The organism is Arcobacter ellisii, from assembly GCF_003544915.1.
Lineage (GTDB): Bacteria > Campylobacterota > Campylobacteria > Campylobacterales > Arcobacteraceae > Aliarcobacter > Aliarcobacter ellisii.
Map to the genome: position 1 here is coordinate 1,511,827 of NZ_CP032097.1, position 19,404 is coordinate 1,531,230.

Here is a 19,404-nt window from a genome sequence, read left to right on the forward strand (position 1 = left end):
AATCATTCTTCTGTTTTTAGGCTTTAGTTGAATTACAACTTATTTTCGTTAAAATATCACCCTTAAAATAATGTAACCATAGGATAAATTTATGAGTAAAAAAGATGTTAAAAAAGTAGTTTTAGCGTATAGTGGAGGTCTTGATACTTCTATTATTTTAAAATGGCTTCAAGATGAATATAAAGCTGAAGTTATCACTTTTACAGCTGATTTAGGTCAAGGTGAAGAAGTTGAGCCTGCAAGAGTTAAAGCAATCGCTTGTGGTATCAAACCTGAAAATGTATATATTTTAGATATTAAAGAAGAGTTTGTAAAAGATTATGTTTTCCCTATGTTTAGAGCAAATGCAATTTATGAAGGTGAATATTTATTAGGAACTTCAATTGCTAGACCATTAATTGCAAAAAAATTAATTGATATTGCAAATGAAACTGGAGCAGATGCAGTTTCTCACGGAGCTACAGGAAAAGGAAATGACCAAGTTAGATTTGAAATTGGTGCTTTAGCATTAAGACCTGATATCAAAGTTATTGCTCCTTGGAGAGAGTGGGATTTAAACTCAAGAGAGAGTTTACTTGAATATGCAAGAAAAAATGGAATTGAAATTTCTCAAAAACACGTTGATGAAAATGGAAATCCAAAAGTAAGTCCTTATTCTATGGATGCTAACTTACTACATATCTCTTATGAAGGTTTACATTTAGAAAATCCAAATAATGAGCCAGAAGATTCAATGTGGTTATGGACAACAGCTCCAGAAAAAGCTCCAGATGCACCTGAATATTTAACATTAACATATAAAAATGGTGACCCAGTTGCTATTGATGGTGTTGAAATGTCTCCAGCAACTTTATTAGCTAAATTAAATGAATTAGGTAATAAACACGGTATTGGAAGAGTTGATATTGTTGAAAATAGATATGTTGGTATGAAAGCACGTGGTTGTTATGAAACTCCAGGTGGAACTATCATGTTAAAAGCTCACAGAGCAATCGAATCTATTTGTTTAGATAGAGAAGCTGCTCACTTAAAAGATGAGTTAATGCCAAGATATGCTAAGTTAATTTACCAAGGATACTGGTTCTCACCTGAAAGAAAAATGCTTCAAGCTGCTATTGATGCAACACAAAAAAATGTTGAAGGTACAGTTAAAATCAAACTTTACAAAGGAAATGTAACTGTTGTAGGAAGAGATTCAAAAATGTCTTTATATAACGATGCTTACTCAACATTTGAAAAAGATGAAGTTTACAACCAAAAAGATGCAGAAGGATTTATCAGACTTAATGCATTAAGATTTATCATCGCTGGAAGCAATCCGAACAGAAAATAAGCTAAAAGTGGAATTTCCACTTTAGCTAAACCTATTTTCCCCTCTTCTTTTTTCTTTTTTCATAACCAATTTGTAACTGTCACTCAACTGTAATTTTTCAACATTAGAATAATCCATCTTATCAGTGAGGAAAGTATGGATTACTTAAAAGATTTAGAAACAATCGTAAATATAAACTCTTACACAAAAAACAAATCAGGTGTTGATTTAGTCGGACAAAAAATGATAAGTTGGATTGAACCTCTTGGATTTAATACTTCTATTTTTACAAGGGAAAACATTGGTAATCACCTGCTCTTTTCCTCCCAAAAAAAATCTGGCAAAAAAATTTTACTTCTAGGACATAATGACACAGTTTTTCCTCCAAATAGTTTTGAAGGATTCAAAGAAGATGAATTTTGGGTTTATGGACCTGGAGTTTGTGATATGAAAGGTGGAAATATTGTTGCTTTACAAGCTCTTAGAAATATTTTTAATCAAAATAAAAAAATCTTCAACATTGATTTGCTTTTAGTTTCTGATGAAGAGACTGGAAGTGATGATTCAAAAGAACTTACAACATCTATTGCCAAAGATTACGATTATTGTTTTGTTTTTGAAGCAGCTGGAATTAATCTTGAAGTTGTAACTCAAAGAAAAGGAGTTGGAACTTTTACAATTACTATTGAAGGAGTTGCTAGTCATGCTGGAAATCACTATGATAAAGGTGTTGATGCAAACTGGGAAGCTAGTTTCAAACTTCAAGAACTTGTAAAACTTACAAATTTAGAACTTCAAACAACTGTAAACGTTGGAAAAATCACAGGAGGAATTGGAGCAAATACAATCTCTCCAAAATGTGAACTACTTTTAGAAATCAGATATACATCAAATGAAGAGAAACAAAGAGTTTTAGACTCATTAGAAAAAATAGTAAACACTTCATATATAAAAGGCTCAAAAGCAACTTTAAATGGAGGAATTCAAAGGGATGTTATGGCTGAAAATAAAGAACAACTAAAATTTATACAAGAGTTAGAAAACATAACTAATACAAAAATCTTAAAAGAAAAAAGAGGTGGAGTTAGTGATGCAAATATAGTTGCAAGTTGTGGAGTAACAACTCTTGATGGTTTTGGTCCATTTGGTGATGGAGACCATACAATAAATGAAAGAGCATTAAAAAGTAGTTTTACTTCAAGAATAGAACTTATGACAAAAATCTTAAATCATTTTCAAAAACATATATAAAAGGGGAAATTATGGCAAAAAGAAATATTGGAATGTGGCTTTATCAAAATAGTGGTGGAGATGTTATTCAAAAAAAGATGATTAAAAAGTTAAAAGAAAGAGAGATCGAAGTTTTACCTAATATCAATCTAAAAGATGCCTTGGCTAAAAATGGTCATATTATTTATGAGATGAAAAATAAAAATCTTAAACTAGATAAATTAGATTTATTCTTCTCTTATAATGCAGGAGAACAAACTCCATATCAAGTATATTTATATAAGGCTCTAAATAGAATTATTCCTATGATTAACTCTTATGAAGCTTTTGAAATCAGTGAAGATAAATTTCACACTTCTTTTCTTTTAAGAAAAAATGGAATTAGAACTGCTGATTATAAACTTTGTAATAAAGATGATACATATAGACTTCAAAATATTATGCAAAAATGGGAAAAAATGGTTTATAAGCCAGTTGATGGATGGGGAGGAATTGGAGTTACAAAAATAGATAATATTGAAGCTTTAAATATGTTAATTCCTTTTTTAAATCAAATAAATCTAAAACATTTTTATGTTGAGAAATATGTAGATTATGATAATACTGATTATAGAATAGATATTGTAGATGGGCAATTTGTTGGATGTTATGGAAGAAAAGCTGCTACTGGACATTGGAAAACAAATGTAACAAGTGGTGGAAGTGTTTTTTTAAGAGAAGCAAATGATGAAATAGTAAATCTAGCTATAAATGCAACAAAGGTATTAGGTCTTGATATTGCGGGAGTTGATATTATTTTTGATAGAAAAAAAGAAGAATATATAGTTTTAGAAGTAAATGGAATTCCAGCATTTGCAACTCCTGAACAAGAAAAACTAGGTCTAAATTTCAATGATAAAAAAATTGATTTAATTGTTGATTTAATAGATAGAAAAGCACTGAAAAAAGGATAAATAACATGAAAAAATTACCTAAAATTGGACTTTTATATCTGGATTATGTTTTAAGATTTTTTGATAAATCAAATTTCAAAGGTTGGGATAACAAAATTGAATCGGTTGTTTATCATTGGAAAAATGATAAAGAGAGATTCATAAAAGAGGTAAAAAGAAAAAAGATTGATATTTTAGTTGGAAATATTCCTGCAACCGCTTATGATACTTTTGTACAAATAGCAAAAGAGTTACCAAAGGTTAGGTTTGTTCCCTCAATAGAGAGCCAATTTCCAAATAAATCAAAAGAGAATGTAACTCTTTTTTGTAAAAAATATGATTTATCAATTCCAAAAACAAAAATCTTTTACAATATGGAAAAAGGTTTAGACTATTTAAGAAATAAAGCTAAATATCCACAAATAATAAAAAGAAGTTATGGACCATCAAATTATGGTGGATATTATGTACATAAAGCAAATAACTATCAAGAGGCAAAAGAGTTACTTGAATTAAAAAAATACAATCCAATCTATACACAAAATGCAATCAAACTAAAAGATTCAGGAGATATTAGAGTTATGTTAATTGGGCATAAACCAGTTTGTGCATTTTGGAGATATTCAGGAAAAAATCAATGGATAACAAATACTTCACAAGGAGGAAGTATGAGTTATAAAGATGTTCCTATGAATGCCCTTGAACTAGCTGTTAAAGCCTCAAAAGCTTCAAAAGCTGAATATTTTGCTTGCGATATTGCAATTGATGAAAATACAAATAAAGCTTATATTTTAGAGTGTGCAACAGCTTTTGCAGCTTTCCCATATATTAGAGATTGGATTTGTCAATATTTGATGTGGGATTTTTCAAAAGGAAAATATAAAAAAACTCATATTCCCCTATTCTCTTGGGAAGAGTTAGGAAAAATTGATTCAAGTCTACTTAGAACTCTAAGACATATAACTTTTGGTAAATATACTCAAAGTTATGATGGAGAAAGATTTATAAAAGATAAAGAAGATATTTTTGAAATGGAAATAACAGAAAAATCAAATGAAAATGATATGCCCTTTTCGAATATAGATAATTGTGCAATAGAAATTGACAAAGAAAATCCAAAACAAAACGATTTTTGCCCTAAAAAAATAGATTTTAATAAAGCTAGTTTAACTGATTTGATGAGTTTATATGGGATGGAAGAGGATTTAGCAATTGAAATTAAAGAGTATTTACAAGACAACATCATAACTGATTGTTCTGATTTACTTGAACTTGAATCAATAGATGAACAGATGCTTAAATGTTGGGAAGAGCATATTGATGATATGAGAATTGATATAAATAATAGTACAAAAGAGGATTTGAAAAAAATCAAAGGTATTGGAAATAAATTAGCCAAAATAATTTTTGAGTATAAAGAACTAAATGGTCAATTTAAAAGTATAGAGGATTTAAAAAATATTGAAGGTATTGGAAAAAATAAATTTGCCCAATTAAAATCAAGATTAAAAGTAGGAGAATAGATTTTGAAAAGATTGTATAGGTCCTACAAAGAATCAACAAATATTTTCAATGATTTACAAGAAAAATATCCAAATAATTTTAAAATAGAATCAATTGGTCAGACGTGGGAAAAAAGAGAAATTTATCTTATTACTCTGTCTAAAGATATAAAAAAAACTCATACTAAACCAGCACTTTTTTATACAGGAACAATTCACGCAAGGGAGTGGATTGGGCATGAGTTAGCAATTGAGTTTGCGATTTATATTTTAAAAAATTTAGAAACGGACCCTAGTTTACAAATATATCTAAATGAAAGTACAGTTTATATGGTTCCTTGTGTTAATCCTGATGGATATGAGTATTCAAGAAACCATTTCTCTTTTTGGAGAAAAAATAGAAGACAAAATGCAGATGGAACCTATGGAGTTGACTTAAATAGAAATTTTCCAATAGGATTTAATAAAAGCACAATTACAACTTCAAATGTTTATGGTGGACCTGAACCCTTTAGTGAACCAGAAACAAGGGCTTTAAGAGATTTTGTTTTAGCTCATCCAAATATTACTATTGCACTTGATTACCATAGTCAAGGAAATGTATTTTTCCCAGCGCACGATTTTAGACATGAAGATACTTTTGATACAACTGATATGAATACACTTTGTGCAAATATGGCTGAAGAGATAAGAAAAATATCAGGTCATGAATATGGAATTCACCAAGGAAAACCACCAGCAAAACTAATAGGTGGAAGTGGAAGAGAGTTTTATTACTCTTTAGGAATTATCTCAACTGTAGTTGAGGTAGGAACTAGAAATATTAGTGATTATATGCAAGATTTAAGTGAAAATATAAAAGAGCATATTCCAGCACTTATTTATGCTTTAAAAGAGGTTGATAATTATGCTAAAAATAGTTCTATAAAAAGAGTTGAAGAGTTTAATATCACACATATTGGCTCAAACCATGTGACTTTAAAATGGGAATATGAATTAAATGAAAATATCTATTTTGAAGTTTTTAGAAGTACAAAAGATAAACAATATTGTAACTCTTCAAATCTAATAGCAAAAACAAAAAACTTAGAATTTAATGATATAAATCTTTTTTCAAATAAAAATTATTACTACAATATTCGAGCAGTAGATAAAAAAACAAATCAAAAATCACCCTTTTGTCCACAAATAAAAGTGCGAACTTTAGTTGAATATGATGAATTTAGCAGAACCTATTATGCAAATGCAAAAGGTACAGGTTATGTTGCTGAAAATCTAAACAATAATGCAAAACATTTTGGAATAAACTCTTTATTTGTTGGTGTTGATGATGATAAAGGAGTTTCTTATGCAATTGTTTCAATAAATGTAAAATCTCTTCCTTTAAATGCCATCATAAAATCTGCAACATTTAATTTATACCCAATAAATAGAGTTTCAACAACTATTGAAAAATATGGTGAATGGAATGTTGGAATTGTAAATCAAGACACAATGGGTGATATTACAAATTTTGAAGATGTACAAAATATGCAAATTACTCAATATATAGGACGAGCAACTCAATCTTTTCAACTAACCCAAGGAATTTGGAGAAGTTGGGAGTTATCAGGTTTAGAGTGTATAACTTTAAAAAATTCTATTAGAAAAGATAGTATTGTTTTAAGAATTGAAGGACCAAAAGAGTTAAAAATTGGAAGAACAAAACAGATGATGCAATGGGATATTGGATATGGAAAATTTGGTTTTGGACTAAATTATCGTCCAAGACTTGAATTAACTTTTACAGTTGAACCAACTATTACAACTTTATATCCAAAAGAGATTTTTACCTTTAGTAAAAATGAGATGAAAAAAGATGAAATTAGTGCTGGATTTGATGAAAAAGGAAATAAAATCTACTCTATTTTTGAGTTTAACCTCTCCTCTCTTCCTCCATACAATGACACAATGATTACTAAAGCCTATTTTGAACTAAACTCTACAAAAATATATATAAAAGATGATATGAGATTTCATCTTGAGTTTATTGATGAACACTTTGAAAAAAACTATGAAGCTATTACAAATAGAGAGGTTATTCAAAATATTGGTTATGATATTAGTGCAAATGAGTTAAAAAACAATCAAACTCAATACTTTATTTTTGATTCATTTTCTGAAATAGTTTTAAATGAAAAACTAAAAGATAAAGCAAATATCGCTTTTGTTTTAAAACCAACTTCTGCTCTTAAAACTCTAAAAAATAAAAAAGTATCTTGGGAAACAAAAAATATAAGTTTATCTCCAAAACTAATAATTGAACATATTGTAAAAAGAAGATTTCCTGTAGAAAAAGTTTCAAATGCTTCATTAGTTGTTGAAAATGGAAAAATAAAACTTACTTGGACAAATCCAAAAGATTTAGATTTTGTAGGAGTAAAAGTTATCAAAAATCCATTTAGAAAACCTCTTTCTTCTCATGATGGACAAAAACTTTATGCAGGAGTTGATGAATACACCTATGATGATTTTGGAGCAACTGATATATCAAAGTATTATGCAATATTTACTTATGATAATGTTCCAAATTATAGTGAACCAATAATAATAGAATATATACCAAAATAAGTTTCCTTTGCTATAATAATTTCAAATTTAGCTAAGGAGAGAGCTGTGATTTTAAAATTTAAAGAGTTTTACCCAGAAATTCATCCAAGTGCTTGGATTGCACCAAGTGCTGATTTAATAGGAAATATAAAAATTGGTGAAGATTCATCTGTTTGGTTTGGATGTGTAATTAGGTCTGATGTAAATGAAGTAAGAATCGGTAAAAATACAAATATTCAAGATTTATCTTGTATTCACACTGATACAAACACAAAAACAATCATTGGAGATAATGTAACTATTGGTCATAAAGTTATGCTTCATGGTTGTACTATTGAAAATAATTGTTTGATTGGTATGAGTGCAACTATTTTAGATAATGCTGTAATTGGAGAAGGAAGTATAGTAGGAGCAAATTCACTTGTAACTGCTGGAAAAGTATTTCCACCAAGAAGTATGATTATGGGAAGTCCTGCAAAAGTTGTAAAAGAGTTAACACAAGAAGATGTTGATAAACTTATAGCTCACGCTGGTCATTATGTAGAATATAAAAACGAATATAGATAAAAAATAATAGGTTTAAAACCTATTATTTACATTTAGAGTACTCTTCTTTTAATTTAGAATATAAATCATCAAAACTTACATCATCCATTTTTTCAAGTAAAGAAACCATTACAACATTATCTTCATTTCCATTCCAAACTTTTATATAATGCCCTTCTTTATATCCATTATCTTGTCTAAATTGATTTAAACAATTTTTACCAATATAAAGTTTTTGTAACCAAGTAAATGATAAACCTGAAATTTTACAACATCTAAAGAATTGGTCTATAAATCTTTCTATTCCACTAAATGAAGGCATATTTCCCGTATCAATTGCTAAAGCTATATAAGATAATTTTTCAGCTTCTTTAACCATAAGTTTTACATCAACATCTTCAGAAGCTTCATAAATACAATGAGTATTTGATAAAGAGACTGCTTTTGGAACATTTGTTTCTTGTAAAATATAAGACATTAAAAAATGCCAAATATCAACAAGTTCAACGTGAATATTATTCATATCAGGAGCTGAATTGATATTTTTCCAGTGTTTCCATGGAGTTGATTCAATCAACTCAGCAACTTCCATATGAATACATCTAAGCCAGTTAATCTCTTTTCCAAATTTATTTAAACCTAATTCCCAATTTTTACCATTTGTAGAGTCATTTAATTTTTTTTGTAATAAAAACATCTCTTCTAATTTATGTGGAAATGATGAAGCCTCTTCTAAAAGTGAAGCTAAAGGTAAACACTCTTCTATTACAGTATCTAAAGCCCAATTTGTTGGTAATAACTCTTTTTCACCTTTTAAAAGATGTAATAAAAGTGATACCATATAAGGAACTTCATTTTTTTCTTCCCAATTTATAACATCATCTGATGTAACTCCAGAATATTGTATAAAATCTTCAATTGTTAAAAAACCTAATGCTTTTATACTCTCTTTAAAATCTTTATATAACAAACTTAACTCCTATTTTAGTGGTAATTCAATAATAAATTTTGTTCCAACTTCAGTATTATAAACATCTATTTTACCAAAACTATACTGTTCAATTATAGTTTTTATCATATATAATCCTAAACCTGTACCATTTTTATTGCTTTTAGTTGAGAAATAAGGTTCAAAAATCTTATTTAAAAAATTTTTACTTATTCCACCTGCATTATCTTCAAACTCTATATATAATTTTTTATTTTTTTCATAACTATAAATATTTATAAATCTATCTTTTATTTCTCTTTCAATCATAGCATCACAAGAATTTTTTGCTAGATTTATAAATACTTGTACCATTTCATTTAAAAATAATTCAATTTTTGAAGTAGATTCATTTTTATATCTGATTTCAACAGAATTTATTTTAAATAAATATGTTAAAAAATCCATAGATTTGTTTATAACATTTTCTATATAAACTTCTTCTTTTTTCTTATTTGGTTTAAAATAATCCCTAAAATCATCAATTGTTTTTGACATATAATCAAGTTGCATTGAAACTTGAGAAACAACATCATTTAACATCTCATCAGAAATTTCACCTTGAATCTCTTTTAACAAAGGAAGTTTTTGAATCAAAATAGAAACAGCTTGTAAAGGTTGTCGCCATTGATGAGCAATCATACTAATCATTTCACCCATTGCAGCGGATTTAGATTGTTCTACAAGTAAATTTTGTTGATTTTTTAACTCTTTTTGAGAAGTAATATCTTCATTGATTGCATCATAACTTGTAATATTTCCATTATTATCAAAATTTGGATGAATAGTGGTTTTAAGCCAATAAAACTCACCATTTTTCTTTTGATTTTTTATTTCTCCTTGCCACATTTCACCCGATTCTATAATCTCTTTAATAGTGGCAAAAAACTCATCTTTCATATCAGAATGTTTTAAAAAATCAAAAGGTTTTCCTATTAATTCAAAAGATTCATAACCTGAAACTTTACAAAAAGCATTTGACACACTAAGAATTATTCCATTTGTATCAGTTCTTGACATAATCACATATTTATCAACTATATCTATTGATTTGTTTAAAGCACTCTCTATTTGAGAAATAGATTTTGAATAAATATCCAAAAGAACTGAAAAAATCCTTTCAAAATTAAAATTAATTTTTTCAATTAATTCAATTGTTTCCATTTTTATTTTGAAAAGAAAATCAATTAAAGAGTCTCTAAAAGCAGAAAAAATTAAAAAAAGTTCATTTATTTTAAAATTTTGTTTTTTTAAATATTTTAAAAAATCAATTACAGCAGAATTTTTTTCAGTCTTTTCATCTTTTTTTATAACTGAAATAAAATGTTCAACAACTGCAAAAGAGTACCTTCTTATGAATAGATTTTCATCTAATTCATAATTTTTTATAAGCTCTATTACAGTAGGGAAAGAGATCCATTTTCTTATAATTGCAATTTTATTTTTTTCAATTTGTTCAATAAAATTTTCCATGAATTATCTTTGAAAATTTTTTAAAGTGAAAAATTTACAATCTTCACCACTTGAATTTTTAACAGTTATAGAAGGTAAAACAGCTGTTTTAAAACCATAAGCTTTACAGCCATGTGGTCTGTTTGCTTCCCATGTAACAAAATAGTAAACACACTTTTGACAAACTATTCTATTTTGCATTTTCTATATTTCCACTTTACTTTGTATAGCTTTTGATAGTGATAAAATATCTACATTTTCTAAACTCACACCAGTTGGTACACCTTGAGCAATTTTTGTAAATTTAATATCAAAATTCTTTAGTTTATCCTCGATAAATAGAATAAACGCATCATTTGCAATAGATGGTGTAATTGCAAAAAGTATATTTTTAACCTCATTATCTATTATAAACTTTTGTAAAGAATCTATAACATCTTGGTCTAACTCTTCAATTACAAAATATCTACCATCAAATTGATTTGAATCTTCAATTACAAAAATATCTTTTGCACTTTGAACAATACATAATTTTTCATTATCTCTTGATTCATCTAAACAAAATTCACAAATTTCATGTTCACTCATAGAGCCACATCTTGAACATTTTGTTATATTTTTTAGAGCATTTTCAATACTATGAGCAATCTTTATTCCACAGTAATTGTCATTCATAACAATATGATAAGCTAAACGTAAAGCTGATTTTTTACCAATAGTAGGTAATGACTCAAAAGCTTCAACAAGTTCGTAAAATTTTTCTAATCCTTTATTCATGGCGGAATTATATCTAAGATTTAACTATTTTTAGATAAAATCGCGACTTACATAAATTTTTATTAGATTATTTTTTAGGGAGATAGAAATTGACTGAAATTGATTATTATGAACTACTAGAAGTTAGTAGAGGTTCAGATAAAAGTACAATCAAAAAAGCCTATAGACAAATGGCTATGAAATATCATCCTGACAAAAATCCAGGTGATAACGAAGCAGAAGAAAGATTTAAAGCTATAAATGAAGCTTATCAAGTATTAAGTGATGAAGAAAAAAGAGCTATTTATGACAAATATGGTAAAGCTGGACTTGAAGGTCATGGGCAAAGAGGTGGTGGATTCTCTGGTGGATTTGATGATTTAAGTTCTGTTTTTGAAGAGATGTTTGGATTTGGTTCAAGTTCAAGAGGAAGAAGACAAAAAAAATCATATAACTATAACTTAGATGTTACTATTGAAGTTAAATTAGAATTCAATGAAGCTGTTTTTGGATGTAAAAAAGAGATAAATTATAAGTACAAAACAGCTTGTAAATCATGTTCTGGAACTGGTGCAAAAGATGGGAAAATGGCTACGTGTTCTACTTGTAACGGACATGGACAAGTTCATTCAAGACAAGGATTTATGACTTTTGCACAAACTTGTCCTAGATGTGGAGGAACTGGTCAAGCAGCATCTGCTTCTTGTAAATCATGTAGTGGAACAGGTTTTGATGAAGTAAAAGATAACTTTAAAGTTGATATTCCAGAAGGTGTAAATGATGGAATGAGAATTAGAGTTTCAAATAAAGGAAATATCGCACCTGATGGCTCACGTGGAGATTTATATTTACAAGTAAAAGTAAAAGAGGATTCTCATTTTGTAAGACATGATGATGATATTTATTTTGAAGCTCCAATTTTCTTTACACAAGTTGCTCTTGGAGGAAAAATAAAAGTTCCAAGTTTAAGAGGAGAACTAGAACTTGAAATTCCAAAAGGTGCAAAAGATAAACAACAATTCACTTTCAAAGGTGAAGGTGTTAAATCTGTTCAAGGTTATGGAAAAGGTGATTTAGTTATTCAAATAAAAATTGAGTATCCAAAAGAGTTAAATAGTGAACAAAAAGAACTTTTAGAAAAATTACAAGATAGCTTTGGAATAGAGAGTAAACCTCATGAATCAATATTTGAATCAATGTTTGATAAAGTAAAAAAATGGTTTTCATAAAAAAATAAATTGATATATTAAAAGGGAAAATAAATGAACAAATCATATTTAGAAAGTATGCCTGATACTAATGGTTTTTTTGGTAAATTTGGAGGTTCATTTATTCCTCCAGCTCTTGAAAAGCCTTTTGAAGAGATTAAAAAAGCTTATGAAGAGTTAAAAAATTCTCCTAAATTTATAGAAGAATTAAAATATGTTAGAAAACACTACCAAGGAAGACCTACGCCTATTTCTTTTGCCAAAAATCTAACTAATTTTTGTGGTGGAGCAAAAATCTATCTAAAAAGAGAAGATTTAAACCACACTGGTGCTCATAAATTAAATCACTGTATGGCTGAAGTTATTTTAGCTAAACATCTTGGAAAGAAAAAAGTAATTGCTGAAACAGGTGCTGGTCAACATGGTGTTGCATTAGCAACTGCTGCTGCTTATTTTGGATTAGAATGTGAAATTCATATGGGTGAAGTTGATATTGCAAAAGAGCATCCAAATGTAGTTAGAATGAAAATTCTTGGGGCAAAAGTAGTACCTGCAACTCACGGATTAAAAACTTTAAAAGAAGCTGTTGATTCTGCTTTTGAAGCATATTTAGCAGATACACAAAACTCTATATATTGTATTGGTTCTGTTGTTGGTCCTCATCCATTTCCTATGATGGTTAGAGATTTCCAAAGTGTTATTGGATTTGAATCACGTGAGCAATTTTTAGAACATGAAGGAAAACTTCCTGATGCAGTTGCTGCTTGTGTTGGTGGGGGAAGTAATGCAATGGGAATTTTTTCTGGATTTATAGATGATAAAGAGGTTGAGCTTTATGGTGTTGAACCAATGGGAAAAGGTGATAAAATTGGTGAACATAGTGCAAGTTTAACTTATGGTGAAGAAGGAATCATGCACGGATTTAACTCTATTATGCTAAAAGATAAAGATGGAAACCCAGCTCCTGTTTACTCTATTGGAAGTGGAATCGATTATCCATCTGTTGGTCCTGAACATGCTTATTTAAAAGAATCTGGAAGAAGTAAAGTTGGTCTTTGTAATGATATTGAAGCTGTTGATGCTTTTTATAAATTATCTCAACTAGAGGGAATTATTCCAGCTCTTGAGTCAGCTCATGCAGTTGGTTTCGCTATGAAATTAGCAAAAACTTTAGATAAAGACAAAACTATTTTAGTAAGTCTTAGTGGTAGAGGTGATAAAGATATTGATTTTGTTATTAATAACTACCCTATTCCAAACTCAAAATTTTAAATTAAGGAAAATTAATGAAAGTTGAATATGCAGGACCAAAACCAATTATAGATGAAAAAGGGATTTTTTTTAAAGATGGTAAAGAAGATAAATTTGTATATTTAACTTTTGCTATTGATATTCTAAATTCAATAAATCACCCCTATGAAGAGAAAAAAGTTTATTCAAATCAGATAAATCATAAAAATTTATCATCAAATGAAATTTTAGATATTCTTTTAAAATTTCATCCTAATTTAGAAAATACTATGAATACAGAAATCTCTTCTTATTTAATACATCTAGATAATGAAGAAAAAGAGATAGAAAATAGAACTACTTTATCTGATATTGAAAAATATGCATATATTTCAAATCTAAGATTAATGAAAAACTATAAAATTCAAAGAGCAAAAAATAAAATCTTCTATTTTCATTGTATTCAAACAATTGTTGAATTAATAATTCAACACAAAATTAAAAAACTTGAGATACCATTTAATGAAAAGTTTTGGCATATTTTACAAACAATTGAAGGTGAATTAGCTAGACATAGAATTAGTTCAAAATTAAAATTAACTAATGAAAACGACAATTTAAAATTACATCTATTTATAAATATTTTTTAAAACTGTTTTATTAAATTTTTATTAAAATTTTCTAAATCTTGATATTTAGAAATAAGTTCTTGGTATTGTAAATAGTAATCATTGTATAAAAATGAATAATCACTTTTTTCATCTTTATACTTATCATAACCTCTTTTTGAACTTTGAGATAAAGCACTCAAAAAATTAAAAGAGTTTACTTTTGTTAATATCTCATCTAATTTATCTTGAGATATTACATCAGTTGAATTTGTTTGAGAATTGTTTATTTTACTTGTAATTGAAGAATCCAACATATCAAACAAACTACTACTATTTGAATTTAAAAATATATTTTTATCATTGTATCTATCAGTTAAATAAGAGTATCCCAAATTAAAAGGTTTTCCTAAAACTGTGTTAAATAAAGCTTTTGATAAATTTTCATCACTTGAAAACAAAGTTGCAAGTCTTAGATTTTTTGCCATATTTTTATCATCTTCACTAACAAACAAAGTTTCTATCTCTTCTAAACTTATACCTTTTATATTTTCATATGTTAAAGCATTTGTTCTTGAAGTTTTATTTTCATTTCTAACATCAACTAATTTATTTAAAAAACTATCAACTTCTTGTTTTATTGCAGCATCTGATTTTTGAATAGTTGAAAGCAAAATATCATAATTTGAATTTATCATCAGTTGCAATCCTCTTTTTTAGATAAATATTTTAATTCTGAACAAGAAAATCCTGCCTCTTTTCTTGCATTAAAATTCAAATCCATTTTTCTTGTAGTTGAGCCTGGAAAAACCTCTTCAATTATTTCTAAATATGTTTTTTCAGGCTCTAAATTCAATCTTTCACACTCATATTTAAACCAAATATCACCTTTTTTAACATGACTTACTTCTTCTTCTAAAATAACTCTTAATGCTTCTATAAACTTTATATTAAATTCATCTCTATTTGAATTTAATTTTTCCATAATTTTTGGATTTTGGTCAAGTCCATTTGCTTCAAGATATCTAGGAACTGCTGCCATTCTTCTTAAAAATTCAGGAGTAGCTTCCATTGCTTCAAAAAGATTTTTATGAACAGGAAAATCTCCATAAACTCCTCCAAGTTCACTTAATAACTCTTCAAGCATTAAAAAATGCCTAATCTCATCATCCGCTACTTCTAACCAATCTTTATAAAATTGTATTGGTAAATTTTTATATCTTAAAGCTGCATCCAATGCTAAATCAATCGCTGAATACTCAATATGCAAAATTGTATGTACTAAATATTTTTTTCCTTCAATAGTTTTAAAATTTTTTATCGGAGGTAAAGCTGTTGGTTTTACAATTTCTAAAAAAGTAGCATATGAAGGTTTATCAAATTTATAAGGCTCATAAGAATCATCAAAATAAAAATCTCCATCTAAAAATTTTTCATAAAAATCTCTAAACTTTTCAATTTTATTTTTAGGCTCACTTGTGAATAAAATTTCTTCAAGTGTTTTAAAATAATCCATAAATAACCTCTTTTTTGATATAATGAAATAATTTTATCAAAGTAAGGTTTAAAATGGATATAAAAGTACAACCAATGGGTGACTATCAAACTAATTGTTATATCGTAACAATTAATGGAAAAGATATAATCATAGATCCAGGGGTTAATGCACTTTCTTGGCTAAAAATGTACGCAAAAAATCCAATAGCAGTTTTAAATACACATGGACATTTTGACCATGTGTGGTCGAATCAAGCTGTAAAAGAAAATTTTGGAATAAAACTTTACACTCCAAAAGATGATGAATTTATGTTAACATTAGATCCATATGGATTAGGAATGCCTCCTTCTTATGCTGATGTTCTTGTTAATCCAGATGAAGAGTTAGAAATAGAGGGAATAAAAATAAAATTTCATCATTTTCCAGGTCACACTCCTGGTTGTAGTGCTATTCAAATTGACAAACATTTATTTAGTGGAGACTTTATTTTTAAAGGAACTATTGGAAGATTTGATTTTCCTAACTCAAATGCTATGTTAATGAAACGAAGTTTAAATAAAATTTTACAATGGGAAGAAGATTTTCATATTTATCCAGGGCATGGGGATAAAACGACATTAAGAAATGAAATTCCTTCTCTTAGACAATGGGAAAAACATATATAAAAAGGCTTGATTTATGAATTTATCTTGCGAAACAATTATAAATGAGAATGAAAAATTAAAACTTTCTGATTTAGAAAAAAGTTGTTTAAATATTTTTGATTATTTAAACTTACATCACAAAATAGAGTTTCTTAAAATTGATATTAAAAAAAATGAAAAAATAGAAAATCTATTTTCATCTTGTGATATCAAAACAGATTATTTCATAAATACTTTAGATTTTAAACAAAATTGTGACACTGAAATAATCTTTAGTTTTTTATCAAAAACACAAGAAGAATATGAATCAATTAAAGAAAATCTAAACTTCATAAAACTCTCTTTACAAATATTTTCACAATCTTTATATAACAAATATATGGAAAAAACTCTAAGTGAGATGTCATTGGTTGACCATGTTACAGGGTCATATAATAGATGTTATTTAAACAATTATGTAGGAAATCTTTTAAGTTTATCAAATAGAGAACAAAAGAAAATTGCATTTGTTAAAATTGCAATTGATCAGTTTAAAGCTGTAATTGATGAATTTGATTATGAAATTGGAGATAAAGTTCTAAAGGCTTTAGCTCAAACTTTAAAAAATAGTGTTAGAGAATCTGATATAGTTATCAAAATTTCAAATGACGAATTTTTAGTTATTTTATTGAACATTATTAATGAAAACAATGCTATACTCATCACTGAAAAACTTATTAATAACTTCAGCAAAGAAAAAGTAGTTATTAATGAAGAGACAAAACAAGTATTAATGAAGACAATTTGTGGTGGAATATCTATTTATCCAGATAATGCAACAACAATTGAAGAAATCATAAAAAAATCTGACATTGCTCTATATGAAGCTAAAAATAGAGGTAGAGGTCAAGTTTTTTTATTCAATGAAGAAGATACAAATAAAATAGATTTCTTTTAGGTAAAAATATGAAAAACAAAATTCTTGAACTAATTAAATTATCTGCTACAAATGAAGATGCTTATAAATCTTTAGTTACTATTTTTAACCTATATGAACAACTTCAATATGCTACAAATATAAAACAATTAGCAGAAGATATTTTTACTTGGTTAAACAAAGAATTTAACATTGACAATATGATATTTTCGCTATTTGATATAAATAAAAACACAAAAGAAGAGATTTTAATAAAAGGTCAAGAGTTTTTTTTAGATGATGATTTATCTCATTTTTTTATTATAACTACTCACACAAGTTTAAATGCTACTGTATCATTTTGTGCAACCTCAAAAGTTCATCACAAAATTTTAGAAGAGAGATATTCTATTATTGAAGCTGCATTTTTTCAGATTTCTCCTATGGTTCAAAGTGCAATTCTAAAGAAAAATTTTATAGATTCATCTTCTTTAGACTCTGTTACAAATGTTTATAATAGAAATTATCTTATTGATAATCTAACTAAACATCTTAGAATTTCAAATAATAAACAAAATGAAATATATTTCTTAATGATAGGAATTGACCATTTTAAAGCTGTTATTGATGAGTTTGATTATGATGTTGCGGATAAAGTTTTAATTGAACTAGCACGTGTAATTCACTCAAATATAAACGAATTTGATATGGTTGGAAGATTAAATGGGGATGAATTTTTAGTATCTATTTTAAATAATGCAAATGAATATCAAGCATGTGAATTAGCTAAAAAAATCATTTCAGATTTTGCTTTAGTTGATATAGTTGTAAATGAAGAAACAAAACAAATCTTGAAAAAAACTATTTGTATTGGATTTGAAATTTATAAAATAGATTCAGATACTACAATTACAGAGTGTATAAAAAATGCTGATATTGCTCTATATGAAGCAAAAAACAAGGGTAGAAGCCAACTTTTTAAATTTAGTGATTTAAGTGCTGAAGACACAATAGATTTATTTTAATCTATTGTATCTTATCTTTTTTATAGTACTTTTCTAGCTTTTATATAAACTCTTTTTGGAGCTGGATAACCTTCAACTGTTTTTGTTTTATCATTTTCATCTAAAAAATCTTCTAAACTTTGGTCAAAAGACCATTCTGTTTTTCTTTGTTCTTCACTTGTTGTTACAGTTGTTGCCAATACTTCAATATTTTCAAACCCTGCTCTTTCTAACCAATTTTTCAAAGCAGGAATTGTTGGAATAAAATAGATATTTGGAATTTTTGAATATCTTTTATTTGGAGTTAAACAAATCTCATCCTCTCCATCAATCATAAAAGTATCAATTAAAATTTCACCTTTACTATTTAATCCTCGTGCAAGTGATTTTAATGTTCCAACTGGGTCAGGTCTATGATATAAAACTCCAAGCATAAAAATAAAATCAAATTTATGATTATAAAACTCTAAATGTTCAACGCCCAACATTTCATAAACAATATCTGATTTTACAAAATGATTTATAAACTCAAATTGGTGTAAAGTAAGTGGTGAGGGATCAAATCCAATTAATCTTTTTGGTTTATCCTCAAGCATTCTAAACATATAATAACCATTGTTACAACCAATATCTGCCACTACTTTATCTTTTAAATTAAAATATGGACGAATTAAATTATATTTGATATTACTTTGCCATTCACTATCAATTTCTAAACCAAAAACTTTAAAAGGACCTTTTCTCCAAGGTATTAACTTTTTAGCAGTTTCAACTATAACTTCATACTCATCATTTGTTAAATCTTCTTTTTTACCTACACTAAACCAATCACCATAATCTATTTCTAAATCAGATTTTTCTATTTTACAAGCCTCTTGAAGCTGTAAATACCAAGGTTCAACATTTTTCCAAGTACGACATTCTTGTTTTTTATTTTGTAATATTTCTAAATTCATGGCGTAATTATAAATTTTTAAGATAAAATTCCATCTTAAATTAATAAAGATAAC

Annotated in this window: 19 protein-coding genes; 12 read left to right on the top strand and 7 right to left on the bottom strand. The window is 27.3% G+C overall.

Going from position 1 to position 19,404, the window contains the following annotated elements:
- Positions 1-91: 91 nt before the first annotated feature.
- The 6 genes from AELL_RS07820 (at position 92) to AELL_RS07845 (ending at position 8,132) form a co-directional block, all read left to right on the top strand.
- On the top strand, positions 92-1,333 hold the full coding sequence (locus AELL_RS07820) for an argininosuccinate synthase (RefSeq protein ID WP_118917410.1): 1,242 nt from the start codon (positions 92-94) through the stop codon (positions 1,331-1,333).
- Positions 1,334-1,468: 135 nt separating this feature from the next.
- Entirely contained in the window at positions 1,469-2,563 is a 1,095-nt protein-coding gene (locus tag AELL_RS07825) for a M20 family metallopeptidase (RefSeq protein ID WP_118917411.1), read from the top strand.
- A gap of 11 nt (positions 2,564-2,574) precedes the next feature.
- Entirely contained in the window at positions 2,575-3,495 is a 921-nt protein-coding gene (locus tag AELL_RS07830) for an ATP-grasp domain-containing protein (protein ID WP_118917412.1), read from the top strand.
- A 5-nt stretch (positions 3,496-3,500) separates the two neighbouring features.
- Positions 3,501-4,997, top strand: coding sequence for a helix-hairpin-helix domain-containing protein (locus AELL_RS07835; RefSeq protein WP_118917413.1), 1,497 nt, complete (start codon positions 3,501-3,503; stop codon positions 4,995-4,997).
- Positions 4,998-5,000: 3 nt separating this feature from the next.
- Positions 5,001-7,586: a M14 family zinc carboxypeptidase gene (locus AELL_RS07840; protein ID WP_118917414.1), complete on the top strand. Its 2,586-nt coding sequence runs from the start codon at positions 5,001-5,003 to the stop codon at positions 7,584-7,586.
- Between the two features lie 45 nt (positions 7,587-7,631).
- A complete protein-coding gene (locus tag AELL_RS07845) occupies positions 7,632-8,132 on the top strand; it encodes a gamma carbonic anhydrase family protein (protein ID WP_118917415.1) in 501 nt (166 codons plus the stop codon).
- 22 nt (positions 8,133-8,154) lie between these two features.
- Here AELL_RS07845 and AELL_RS07850 read toward each other — a convergent pair whose 3' ends face one another.
- From AELL_RS07850 to recR, 4 genes are read right to left on the bottom strand one after another with little or no spacing between them, the layout of a single operon-like run.
- The gene (locus AELL_RS07850; RefSeq protein ID WP_118917416.1) at positions 8,155-9,081 is read right to left on the bottom strand and encodes a dUTP diphosphatase; all 927 of its coding nucleotides are present in this window, start codon (positions 9,079-9,081) and stop codon (positions 8,155-8,157) included.
- 9 nt (positions 9,082-9,090) lie between these two features.
- Entirely contained in the window at positions 9,091-10,572 is a 1,482-nt protein-coding gene (locus AELL_RS07855; protein ID WP_118917417.1) for a PAS domain-containing sensor histidine kinase, read from the bottom strand.
- A gap of 3 nt (positions 10,573-10,575) precedes the next feature.
- Positions 10,576-10,752, bottom strand: coding sequence for a uracil-DNA glycosylase (locus AELL_RS07860; RefSeq protein WP_118917418.1), 177 nt, complete (start codon positions 10,750-10,752; stop codon positions 10,576-10,578).
- A 3-nt stretch (positions 10,753-10,755) separates the two neighbouring features.
- Positions 10,756-11,328 (bottom strand): recombination mediator RecR, encoded by a 573-nt coding sequence (gene recR, locus AELL_RS07865; RefSeq protein ID WP_118917419.1) that lies wholly within the window; start codon positions 11,326-11,328, stop codon positions 10,756-10,758.
- Positions 11,329-11,417: 89 nt separating this feature from the next.
- Here recR and dnaJ point away from each other — a divergent pair, with 89 nt between their 5' ends.
- Genes dnaJ through AELL_RS07880 form a run of 3 tightly spaced genes read left to right on the top strand, consistent with a single transcriptional unit; the run spans position 11,418 to position 14,395 of the window.
- Positions 11,418-12,536 carry a molecular chaperone DnaJ gene (dnaJ, locus tag AELL_RS07870; RefSeq protein ID WP_118917420.1) on the top strand — a complete coding sequence of 373 codons (1,119 nt, stop codon included), beginning with the start codon at positions 11,418-11,420 and terminating at the stop codon, positions 12,534-12,536.
- A 33-nt stretch (positions 12,537-12,569) separates the two neighbouring features.
- Positions 12,570-13,787, top strand: a complete 1,218-nt coding sequence (trpB, locus tag AELL_RS07875) for a tryptophan synthase subunit beta (protein WP_118917421.1) — start codon at positions 12,570-12,572, stop codon at positions 13,785-13,787.
- A 14-nt stretch (positions 13,788-13,801) separates the two neighbouring features.
- Positions 13,802-14,395, top strand: coding sequence for a hypothetical protein (locus AELL_RS07880; protein ID WP_118917422.1), 594 nt, complete (start codon positions 13,802-13,804; stop codon positions 14,393-14,395).
- Here the strand turns inward: AELL_RS07880 and AELL_RS07885 are convergent.
- Positions 14,392-15,051, bottom strand: a complete 660-nt coding sequence (locus AELL_RS07885; RefSeq protein ID WP_118917423.1) for a hypothetical protein — start codon at positions 15,049-15,051, stop codon at positions 14,392-14,394. The genes AELL_RS07880 and AELL_RS07885 overlap by 4 nt on opposite strands.
- Positions 15,051-15,869 (bottom strand): ferritin-like domain-containing protein, encoded by an 819-nt coding sequence (locus AELL_RS07890; protein WP_118917424.1) that lies wholly within the window; start codon positions 15,867-15,869, stop codon positions 15,051-15,053. Before AELL_RS07890 ends, AELL_RS07885 begins: the two co-directional genes overlap by 1 nt.
- Before the next feature lie 53 nt (positions 15,870-15,922).
- Between AELL_RS07890 and AELL_RS07895 the strand changes: the two genes are divergently transcribed.
- The 3 genes from AELL_RS07895 to AELL_RS07905 are packed head-to-tail and all read left to right on the top strand — an operon-like array spanning position 15,923 to position 18,415.
- The gene (locus AELL_RS07895) at positions 15,923-16,516 is read left to right on the top strand and encodes an MBL fold metallo-hydrolase (protein ID WP_118917425.1); all 594 of its coding nucleotides are present in this window, start codon (positions 15,923-15,925) and stop codon (positions 16,514-16,516) included.
- Between the two features lie 13 nt (positions 16,517-16,529).
- The gene (locus AELL_RS07900) at positions 16,530-17,432 is read left to right on the top strand and encodes a GGDEF domain-containing protein (protein ID WP_118917426.1); all 903 of its coding nucleotides are present in this window, start codon (positions 16,530-16,532) and stop codon (positions 17,430-17,432) included.
- Positions 17,433-17,440: 8 nt separating this feature from the next.
- Positions 17,441-18,415, top strand: a complete 975-nt coding sequence (locus AELL_RS07905) for a GGDEF domain-containing protein (protein ID WP_118917427.1) — start codon at positions 17,441-17,443, stop codon at positions 18,413-18,415.
- A 20-nt stretch (positions 18,416-18,435) separates the two neighbouring features.
- Here AELL_RS07905 and cmoB read toward each other — a convergent pair whose 3' ends face one another.
- Positions 18,436-19,350, bottom strand: a complete 915-nt coding sequence (cmoB, locus tag AELL_RS07910) for a tRNA 5-methoxyuridine(34)/uridine 5-oxyacetic acid(34) synthase CmoB (protein WP_118917428.1) — start codon at positions 19,348-19,350, stop codon at positions 18,436-18,438.
- Positions 19,351-19,404: the final 54 nt, after the last annotated feature.

What these genes read in the sequence shown, in the direction of transcription:
- AELL_RS07890 (WP_118917424.1), bottom strand. Translation starts at nt 15,869, where the DNA reads ATGGATTATTTTAAAACACTTGAAGAAATTTTATTCACAAGTGAGCCT.
- AELL_RS07900 (WP_118917426.1), top strand. Translation starts at nt 16,530, where the DNA reads ATGAATTTATCTTGCGAAACAATTATAAATGAGAATGAAAAATTAAAA.
- AELL_RS07835 (WP_118917413.1), top strand. Translation starts at nt 3,501, where the DNA reads ATGAAAAAATTACCTAAAATTGGACTTTTATATCTGGATTATGTTTTA.
- recR (WP_118917419.1), bottom strand. Translation starts at nt 11,328, where the DNA reads ATGAATAAAGGATTAGAAAAATTTTACGAACTTGTTGAAGCTTTTGAG.
- AELL_RS07880 (WP_118917422.1), top strand. Translation starts at nt 13,802, where the DNA reads ATGAAAGTTGAATATGCAGGACCAAAACCAATTATAGATGAAAAAGGG.
- cmoB (WP_118917428.1), bottom strand. Translation starts at nt 19,350, where the DNA reads ATGAATTTAGAAATATTACAAAATAAAAAACAAGAATGTCGTACTTGG.
- AELL_RS07830 (WP_118917412.1), top strand. Translation starts at nt 2,575, where the DNA reads ATGGCAAAAAGAAATATTGGAATGTGGCTTTATCAAAATAGTGGTGGA.
- AELL_RS07820 (WP_118917410.1), top strand. Translation starts at nt 92, where the DNA reads ATGAGTAAAAAAGATGTTAAAAAAGTAGTTTTAGCGTATAGTGGAGGT.
- AELL_RS07825 (WP_118917411.1), top strand. Translation starts at nt 1,469, where the DNA reads ATGGATTACTTAAAAGATTTAGAAACAATCGTAAATATAAACTCTTAC.
- AELL_RS07905 (WP_118917427.1), top strand. Translation starts at nt 17,441, where the DNA reads ATGAAAAACAAAATTCTTGAACTAATTAAATTATCTGCTACAAATGAA.
- AELL_RS07895 (WP_118917425.1), top strand. Translation starts at nt 15,923, where the DNA reads ATGGATATAAAAGTACAACCAATGGGTGACTATCAAACTAATTGTTAT.
- AELL_RS07885 (WP_118917423.1), bottom strand. Translation starts at nt 15,051, where the DNA reads ATGATAAATTCAAATTATGATATTTTGCTTTCAACTATTCAAAAATCA.
- AELL_RS07860 (WP_118917418.1), bottom strand. Translation starts at nt 10,752, where the DNA reads ATGCAAAATAGAATAGTTTGTCAAAAGTGTGTTTACTATTTTGTTACA.
- AELL_RS07855 (WP_118917417.1), bottom strand. Translation starts at nt 10,572, where the DNA reads ATGGAAAATTTTATTGAACAAATTGAAAAAAATAAAATTGCAATTATA.
- trpB (WP_118917421.1), top strand. Translation starts at nt 12,570, where the DNA reads ATGAACAAATCATATTTAGAAAGTATGCCTGATACTAATGGTTTTTTT.